This window comes from Aneurinibacillus danicus, from assembly GCF_007991215.1.
GTDB classification, from domain to species: Bacteria; Bacillota; Bacilli; order Aneurinibacillales; family Aneurinibacillaceae; genus Aneurinibacillus; species Aneurinibacillus danicus.
This window is the reverse complement of sequence record NZ_BJXX01000196.1, coordinates 1-6,799: the sequence shown is the minus strand read 5'-3', so window position 1 is coordinate 6,799 and position 6,799 is coordinate 1. Positions and strand designations below refer to the sequence as shown.

10 protein-coding genes are annotated in these 6,799 nt (G+C 45.9%); 7 read left to right on the top strand and 3 right to left on the bottom strand.

Features of this window, described 5'->3' with window-relative positions:
- Window positions 1-22: 22 nt before the first annotated feature.
- Together ADA01nite_RS19850 and ADA01nite_RS19845 are read right to left on the bottom strand one after the other, a co-directional pair.
- Window positions 23-1,021: an inorganic phosphate transporter gene (locus ADA01nite_RS19850; RefSeq protein WP_146812172.1), complete on the bottom strand. Its 999-nt coding sequence runs from the start codon at window positions 1,019-1,021 to the stop codon at window positions 23-25.
- A gap of 17 nt (window positions 1,022-1,038) precedes the next feature.
- Window positions 1,039-1,659: a DUF47 domain-containing protein gene (locus ADA01nite_RS19845; protein WP_146812171.1), complete on the bottom strand. Its 621-nt coding sequence runs from the start codon at window positions 1,657-1,659 to the stop codon at window positions 1,039-1,041.
- A 269-nt stretch (window positions 1,660-1,928) separates the two neighbouring features.
- Between ADA01nite_RS19845 and ADA01nite_RS19840 the strand changes: the two genes are divergently transcribed.
- Both ADA01nite_RS19840 and ADA01nite_RS19835 read left to right on the top strand, forming a co-directional pair.
- Window positions 1,929-2,798, top strand: coding sequence for a Rossmann-like and DUF2520 domain-containing protein (locus ADA01nite_RS19840; RefSeq protein WP_146812170.1), 870 nt, complete (start codon window positions 1,929-1,931; stop codon window positions 2,796-2,798).
- A 135-nt stretch (window positions 2,799-2,933) separates the two neighbouring features.
- Window positions 2,934-3,827 carry a phosphatase PAP2 family protein gene (locus ADA01nite_RS19835; protein WP_170230386.1) on the top strand — a complete coding sequence of 298 codons (894 nt, stop codon included), beginning with the start codon at window positions 2,934-2,936 and terminating at the stop codon, window positions 3,825-3,827.
- A 117-nt stretch (window positions 3,828-3,944) separates the two neighbouring features.
- On the opposite strand, the gene ADA01nite_RS19830 is transcribed toward ADA01nite_RS19835, so the two are convergent.
- Entirely contained in the window at window positions 3,945-4,400 is a 456-nt protein-coding gene (locus ADA01nite_RS19830; protein WP_146812168.1) for a PilZ domain-containing protein, read from the bottom strand.
- Between the two features lie 188 nt (window positions 4,401-4,588).
- Between ADA01nite_RS19830 and ADA01nite_RS19825 the strand changes: the two genes are divergently transcribed.
- The 5 genes from ADA01nite_RS19825 (at window position 4,589) to ADA01nite_RS19805 (ending at window position 6,738) form a co-directional block, all read left to right on the top strand.
- On the top strand, window positions 4,589-4,813 hold the full coding sequence (locus tag ADA01nite_RS19825) for a DUF1659 domain-containing protein (protein ID WP_146812167.1): 225 nt from the start codon (window positions 4,589-4,591) through the stop codon (window positions 4,811-4,813).
- Between the two features lie 35 nt (window positions 4,814-4,848).
- A complete protein-coding gene (locus tag ADA01nite_RS19820; RefSeq protein WP_146812166.1) occupies window positions 4,849-5,064 on the top strand; it encodes a DUF2922 domain-containing protein in 216 nt (71 codons plus the stop codon).
- A gap of 10 nt (window positions 5,065-5,074) precedes the next feature.
- The gene (locus ADA01nite_RS19815) at window positions 5,075-5,221 is read left to right on the top strand and encodes a YvrJ family protein (protein WP_146812165.1); all 147 of its coding nucleotides are present in this window, start codon (window positions 5,075-5,077) and stop codon (window positions 5,219-5,221) included.
- 168 nt (window positions 5,222-5,389) lie between these two features.
- On the top strand, window positions 5,390-5,851 hold the full coding sequence (locus ADA01nite_RS19810) for a DUF533 domain-containing protein (RefSeq protein WP_146812164.1): 462 nt from the start codon (window positions 5,390-5,392) through the stop codon (window positions 5,849-5,851).
- A gap of 89 nt (window positions 5,852-5,940) precedes the next feature.
- The gene (locus ADA01nite_RS19805) at window positions 5,941-6,738 is read left to right on the top strand and encodes an enoyl-CoA hydratase-related protein (RefSeq protein WP_146812163.1); all 798 of its coding nucleotides are present in this window, start codon (window positions 5,941-5,943) and stop codon (window positions 6,736-6,738) included.
- The last annotated feature ends 61 nt before the right edge of the window (window positions 6,739-6,799 follow it).

The following is a 6,799-nucleotide window of genomic DNA, read 5'->3' as shown; positions in this document are numbered from 1 at the left end:
GACTTACCCGCCGGGATTTTATTTATAAAAATAGCGCAAGAATTTTGTAGATAATACCCGCCAGCAGTGCACAGCTTGGAAGCGTGATGATCCATGTCATAACGATTCTGCGTGCCACACCCCATTTTACGCCTTTTACGCGTTTAGCGGCACCTACACCCATAATAGAGGAAGATACAACGTGTGTTGTACTAACAGGCAAATGGATAAGTGTAGCGCCAAAAATAATGACCGCGGAGGATAAGTCTGCCGCTGCTCCGTTCACAGGCTGCAGCTTCATAATCTTTCCTCCTACCGTTTTGATAATTTTCCAACCGCCGACCGATGTACCGGCACCCATGGCAATTGCGGCACTGATTCGCACCCACTCCGGAATTTCGCTGGAAGATTGGAATCCGCCGGCGATAAGCGCCAGCGTAATAATCCCCATCGCCTTCTGCGCATCATTCGTTCCGTGTGAATAGGACTGCAGGGCAGCCGTGAAAATCTGGAACGTCCGGAAGCCGCGGTTTGTTTTGCCAAGATTGAAGTTCTTAAATACCAGGGCAAACAGTGTCATCATTAAAAAACCGACGCCCAACGCAAGGAACGGAGAAATAATCAGAGATTGAAGGATTTTTATGAAGCCGGTGTAGTTCAGTATGCCAAAACCGGCCGCTCCGATCGCAGCACCTGCAATGGAGCCAATCAGCGCATGCGAGGAACTGCTGGGAATTCCGTACCACCAGGTAATCAGGTTCCAGGCAATCGCTGAAATAAGGGCGGCGAGCACAACAAGAGTACCGTTCTCGAGCGTGAACGGATCTACAATTCCTTTTGTTATCGTTTTGGCGACCCCGGTAAAGGTAATGGCCCCGATGAAGTTCATGACAGCCGCCAGAATAATGGCGGTTCGCGGGGTTAAAGCACGGGTCGATACAGAAGTCGCGATTGCGTTGGCCGTATCATGAAATCCGTTAATAAAATCAAATGCTAACGCGAGAATAACAATCGCGATAATAAGTATCATCATTGTATCCATAAAAAAAGAGCCTCTCCTTATGCATTTCTCATGATGATCGTTTCGAGGGTATCGGCTACGTCCTCACAGCTGTCGGAAATGCTTTCGAAGATTTCGTACAGCTCTTTGTATTGAATAATTTTAATCGGATCTTTTTCTTTGATGAAAAGTTCTTTGATGCACACACGCAACAGGTCGTCGCATTCGGACTCCAGGTCGTTGATTTTAATGGCATGCGGACGGATGTCCATCAGTTTTTTCTTGTTTAACAGCTTGGCGGACTTGGCCACTTCTTCCGTACTTTTGAGGATTTTTTCAGTGAATTGGATCATATATTCGTCCACTTTGGTGATGTTGTACATCTCAAACCGGGAAGCGCACTGCTCCATGCCGTCGAGAATGTCGTCCATCGTATTCGCCAATTCAAGAATATCTTCCCTTTCAAGCGGAGTAATAAACGTTTTATTTAGCGCCACGATAATTTCGTGAATATAGCGGTCGCCTTTGGTCTCATATTCTTTCATTGTAGTGGCAAACTCTTTCAAATCTGCTTCGTTTTTAATTTTGAAATCAACGAAATACTGAGCCGCTGCTTTTACATTTTCGGCGATTGTGGATAACATATCCAGAAACACATCTCGTTTTGCCGAGAAAATCATGCAACAATACCTCCAAATTTTTTTTCATACAAGCTTCATTTTAGCAAATCCCATTGGACATTGAAATCTTAATTAAAAATTTACTAAAAGACAATGGCGCTCTTATAAAATTTACACAAACTTTACAAATATCCGGTTCCCCTTATTACATGTATACTGAATACTACCCGATATGACGAAAAATGACGCATGCCGGTTTGTTTTTATAAGTGTATACCATATTATTTTCATATAAAATGAAAGATTATATGCAAGAGGAGAGATAGAAAATGACGGAGATTGGATTTATTGGCGCGGGAAGATTGGGAACCGCGTTCGGTCTTTACCTTGCACGCCGGGAAGAGCATGTATCCGGCTATTACAGTCGTACCTATAGACATGCACAGATAGCGGCAGAGTCGGTGGGGAGAGGCTGCCGTCCGTTCCGGATATTGGACGAGTTATTAAAAAGCAGTGATTGGATTGCGATTACGACAAGCGATGGCGCCATTGGGGAAGTGAGCGCGGCTATAGCAAATAGTTCAATACCTATTGAGGAAAAAGTCATATTTCATATGAGCGGTGCCAGAGCATCGGATATACTGGCGCCGCTGGCAGAAAAGGGGGCATTGGTTGCCTCGCTTCATCCGCTGCAGACTTTTGCCGGGGGAACATCCGGATGCAGAGCGATGGAGCGGGCAATGTTCAGTATAGAGGGAGATGCAAGAGCTGTAAAACAGTTGGGCGATTGGCTGGACAGAATAGGCCAGGCACATTTTACGCTTGCTGCATGCCAGAAGCCGCTTTATCATGCAGCAGCAAGCATTGCTTCTAACGCTCTGACGGGCGTCATTGGGTATGCGGTCGAATTGATGAAGACCACCGGAATAGAAGAGAGGAAGGCGTTGTCTGCACTTTTTCCGCTGATTGAAACTACGGTACAAAATGTAATTGAGAAGGGGGCGGCACAGGCGCTAACCGGCCCGGTGGTCAGAGGAGACACAGGCACCGTGGAGACGCATTTGAAAGCGCTGATGGAGACGGCCCCGAACTTAGTTCCTTTTTACAAGACGCTGGGGAAAATTACGCTTGCAACAGCCGCACGCGAACAGCTAAAGGATGAACGGGCGATCGAACGACTGAACGACCTGTTCGAATAATGTACCAGTTTTGTTTGTGCGGGTGCGCGGTAGATAGCTATATAAGCCATACTTACTATGTTGACATTCTTTTGTGATATAAATAAAGAAGGATATCGATATATTAAGTCAAAGTTGTATAAAAAGGTGACACAGATGATGGTTCGACGTTTTCTATGTACCCTGTTCATTGCGTTGCTTGTTTCATATGAAATCGGTTTTAATAGCCTATTCATTATCCTGCTGCTATTGCCGTTGACTGTACAAGACAAAGACATTGAGCGCATTCGAAGAACGAGACGCCAAGAGTGGTTTACAAATACGTTTGTATTGTTGAGTATTGTTGTCATGGGGATTATTTCGACATCGATTTTCCAGGCGAATGATGCACTGCATGCCTGGGCGGAGAAGCAGCCGTTTTATATGGACGCCAATGCGTTTATGGCTTCTATTCCTTACAATGACGGTTCTTTCTTTTGGTTCCGGGAACTTACCCCGGCCGATCCCCTGTATGATGTGTACGTGATTGGTTTCATCGCTGTGTATCTTGTCTATGCAGTATACGCTTATGTAACGGCAAATCGCGAAACGCTCGTTCGCCTCCTGTTTGTCAACTGGCTGGTGCATGCCATTGTCGCGCTTCCGTTTTATTTGTTTTTTAACGTACATGAAGTGTGGTCAACCATTGGGTATAATTGGGGACATGTGCCGTACTCGGTCAAGAATTGTTTTCCGAGTCTTCATACATCGGTGGCGTTTGCCTGCATGCTATTGGCCATGAGAGAAAATAAGCGGTTTGCGGTATTTTGGGGAATATACAGCGTGCTGATCATTTTCACCACGCTATATTTGCGCATTCACTGGGTATTGGATGTAGCCGGCGGGCTTATGCTTGGCTGGGCGCTTTACCGTCTGGCGAATGCATGTGCCCCCATGATCATCGCACAGCTTGCGGCTAGAGATGCCGAACGGGAAGCGCGTCATGTGCTGCCGTGTTCTCTTCCTGTACGTACAGCCGAAAGAGAAGCTATACAGCGAATCAATCGTTAATAAGGTGAGTATAAGGGTAAGTGAACGAAAGGGGGCGGCAGCCCTCTTTTTTTGTGAAAATCATGAAGGAAGAAGGAAAGGGAAGAGGAAAAAAGATCCTCGGAGTTATTTTTGGGATCAGAGGAGCGGAGGGGGACTCTCTATGCTTCTCAGGCATTGGCTGTAATCGTCTTTCGTGCAGAACTGGCATGATGTAGTTTGTGAATGACGGCGCAGGCGGATGGCCATCGCATTTAGGAGTGTAGCAAGTTCCATTTGTTCAGTCTCATCGAGTACGAATTTCACGCCGTATTCATGAAATTCGTTCGTTCCCTCCACTTTTCTGACAATATATCCATGGAAGCTGAGTGTGCGATCCAGAATGCGGGTTTGAAATTCCAGGACAACGTATGGGTTTACCGGAAGTTTCAGATTGGTCATAAATCGCAAGCCTCCGGGACCGATATCAAGAATGCATGTTTTTGTGCTTCTCGTATCAATTTCGTTATCCTTGATTCTGACGATGGTCATATTGGCACAGAGCGGTTTTTGAAACGTTTGTCTAAAATGCTGTCGCTTGTTTTGATCTATCATAACGTTCCCTTCCCTTTTTATGGAATTCCATTCTTTTATTTTATACGTCTTAAGATGTAAGAGGCATGATTCTTTTGGATTATTATATTTTTCTTAAGTTTATGTCGCCTATTGTCCCTTTTTTGCTTAAAGTGCCTGAATTATGAAGTGGAAAGGCAGAAGATGCCGAAAGGGAGGAGGTGACAGGCATGGCGGTAACAGGAAGAACAACAGAGGTGCAGATGGTTCTTTTGTTTCAAGACGGCGTGGATGCGAAGGGAAATGTGAAGCTGGCAAAAAAGATATACAAAAATGTGGCACCATCGGTCAGCGGTGACGATATTCATGAAATCGCAAATGCCCTGGCTGGTTTGCAGACGCTGCCGTTTGCGGGCGTGCAGCAAGTTGTCGTAAGCGAACTAACGGAAGAATAGGGACGAGTCCAAAGAAGAAAAAGAGGTGAGAAGATATGAAAACCCTGGAGATGACATTTGCGACAAGCGGTGGCGGCACTGTGCGAATAGCGGTTCCGAACCCGAAGCTTCCGGTCGATCCGATTGAAGTAGCGAATACGATGGATCTTCTCGTAGCGAAGCAAGCTTTTTCCGCGATGTCGGGAAACATTGTCGGAAAAAAGGCCGCACGCGTAATCGACCATACCGTATTGCCGGTTTCGTTTGCATAGGAAGAAGCGCATGAACGAATGGGTGGCCTTCATTTCAAATGTGGGATTTCCGGTCGCGATTACGCTGTACCTGCTGGTACGGATTGAAGCCAGGCTCGAACAGCTTACGACATCCATTGCCCAGCTTGCGCAAACCATCCATTCCGTAAAGGAGTGAAAAAAAAAGCGGTCCTGTATTTATGAGCGGGACCGCTTTTTGCTCATACGGCTGAATATGATCGTGTATAAATTTTGTATAAACGTTACGATTTTCATAACAATTATCATAAATAAAAATGTTATAATGATAACAATAAAGCGTTTTCAAGAAAGGAGCACGGGTTAAATGAAAGAAGGAACGGATGCAGCAAGCCATCCGAAACTATACGAAATCCGACTGTTGATCTGTGTGGCTCAGGCGGACGGATACTTAGATGATGAGGAAATGGAACGGATTTTCCGTCAGGTGAATCTTGATATTTTCACCGTGCGGGAACGTCAGGTGTTTCATGATGATTTAGAGAACCCGAAAAATCCGGAAGACCTGGCGCGTGAGGTAAGCCCGTACTTGAGTGAGCCGGAAAAAATGATGCTTGTCCGCAAAATGTTTAAATTGGCTACGCTGGACAAAGAGATTGCACAGGAAGAAGTCACGATGGTTTATTTGATTGGGAGGGCGCTCGGTCTTATTGACAGTAAGATAAAAGAGATTGAAACATGGGTAATGGAAGGCATCAATTGGTTAGCACGCTGGGAAAACATCGTGAGAACCGTGCAACCGCTCAAGAACAAGAAAGTCTCTTCCTGAGTGATTTAAATAGGAGGAAAACGCATACATTTGTCGAATTGATTCTGCAGGGGAGAGTGGCAAACTGTAGAAAAAGTGGAGGCGAATGTATGGGTAACGAAGTAGCGGCGAAGACCAAAGTTTTATTCGAGAAAGAAGGACATCTGGCGTATGTGACGCTGAATCGTCCGGATGAGCTAAATTGCTTTGATTACGAAGTACTGACGCAGTTAGAAGGCATTCTTGACCAAATCCGTTTTGATAAAGGAATTCGTGCCGTCATTTTTACAGGTGCGGGTGATCGTTCTTTTAGCACGGGCGCAGACTTGAAAGAAAGACGAACGATGAGCGAAGCGCAGGTACGCCAGTTTATTCATAAGATTCGTTCCGTATTTGATATGGTGGAAGAATTGCCGCAGCCGACGATTGCCGCGATTAACGGATTCTGCTTCGGCGGTGGGTTCGAGATGGCTTTGGCATGCGATTTCCGCTACGCGGTAGATTCGGCTAACATGGGGCTGACGGAAGTAAGCCTGGCGATTATTCCGGGCGCTGGCGGCACACAGCGTTTGCCGCGCTTAATTGGCAAAGGCAAAGCGAAGGAACTTATTTTTACTGGGCGCAGAATTGATGCTGTTACAGCGGAGAAATTGGGAATTTTAAACGGCGTGACGACGCGTGAAGACCTTCTTCCGAAATGCCGCGGACTGGCGGAAGAGATTATGCAAAACGGCCCGCTGGCTGTCATGCAGGCGAAATATGCGATAAACTACGGCATGGAAGCTGATTTAAAGACCGGCCTGAAAATCGAAACGAAAGCGTATGAAGTCATCATCCCGACAAAGGATCGCATCGAAGCGCTCAATGCCTTCAGCGAAAAGCGTAAGCCGGAGTTTAAGGGAGAATAAATGGATAAGATAAGAGGCCTGCTTATTGTTCGATATAGGCAGGCCTTTTTTTGTGAAAATC

Excerpts from the sequence above, each read along its gene's own strand:
- ADA01nite_RS19845 (WP_146812171.1), bottom strand. The coding sequence starts at position 1,659 with ATGATTTTCTCGGCAAAACGAGATGTGTTTCTGGATATGTTATCCACA.
- ADA01nite_RS19830 (WP_146812168.1), bottom strand. The coding sequence starts at position 4,400 with ATGATAGATCAAAACAAGCGACAGCATTTTAGACAAACGTTTCAAAAA.
- ADA01nite_RS19825 (WP_146812167.1), top strand. The coding sequence starts at position 4,589 with ATGGCGGTAACAGGAAGAACAACAGAGGTGCAGATGGTTCTTTTGTTT.
- ADA01nite_RS19805 (WP_146812163.1), top strand. The coding sequence starts at position 5,941 with ATGGGTAACGAAGTAGCGGCGAAGACCAAAGTTTTATTCGAGAAAGAA.
- ADA01nite_RS19850 (WP_146812172.1), bottom strand. The coding sequence starts at position 1,021 with ATGGATACAATGATGATACTTATTATCGCGATTGTTATTCTCGCGTTA.
- ADA01nite_RS19810 (WP_146812164.1), top strand. The coding sequence starts at position 5,390 with ATGAAAGAAGGAACGGATGCAGCAAGCCATCCGAAACTATACGAAATC.
- ADA01nite_RS19820 (WP_146812166.1), top strand. The coding sequence starts at position 4,849 with ATGAAAACCCTGGAGATGACATTTGCGACAAGCGGTGGCGGCACTGTG.
- ADA01nite_RS19815 (WP_146812165.1), top strand. The coding sequence starts at position 5,075 with ATGAACGAATGGGTGGCCTTCATTTCAAATGTGGGATTTCCGGTCGCG.
- ADA01nite_RS19840 (WP_146812170.1), top strand. The coding sequence starts at position 1,929 with ATGACGGAGATTGGATTTATTGGCGCGGGAAGATTGGGAACCGCGTTC.
- ADA01nite_RS19835 (WP_170230386.1), top strand. The coding sequence starts at position 2,934 with ATGATGGTTCGACGTTTTCTATGTACCCTGTTCATTGCGTTGCTTGTT.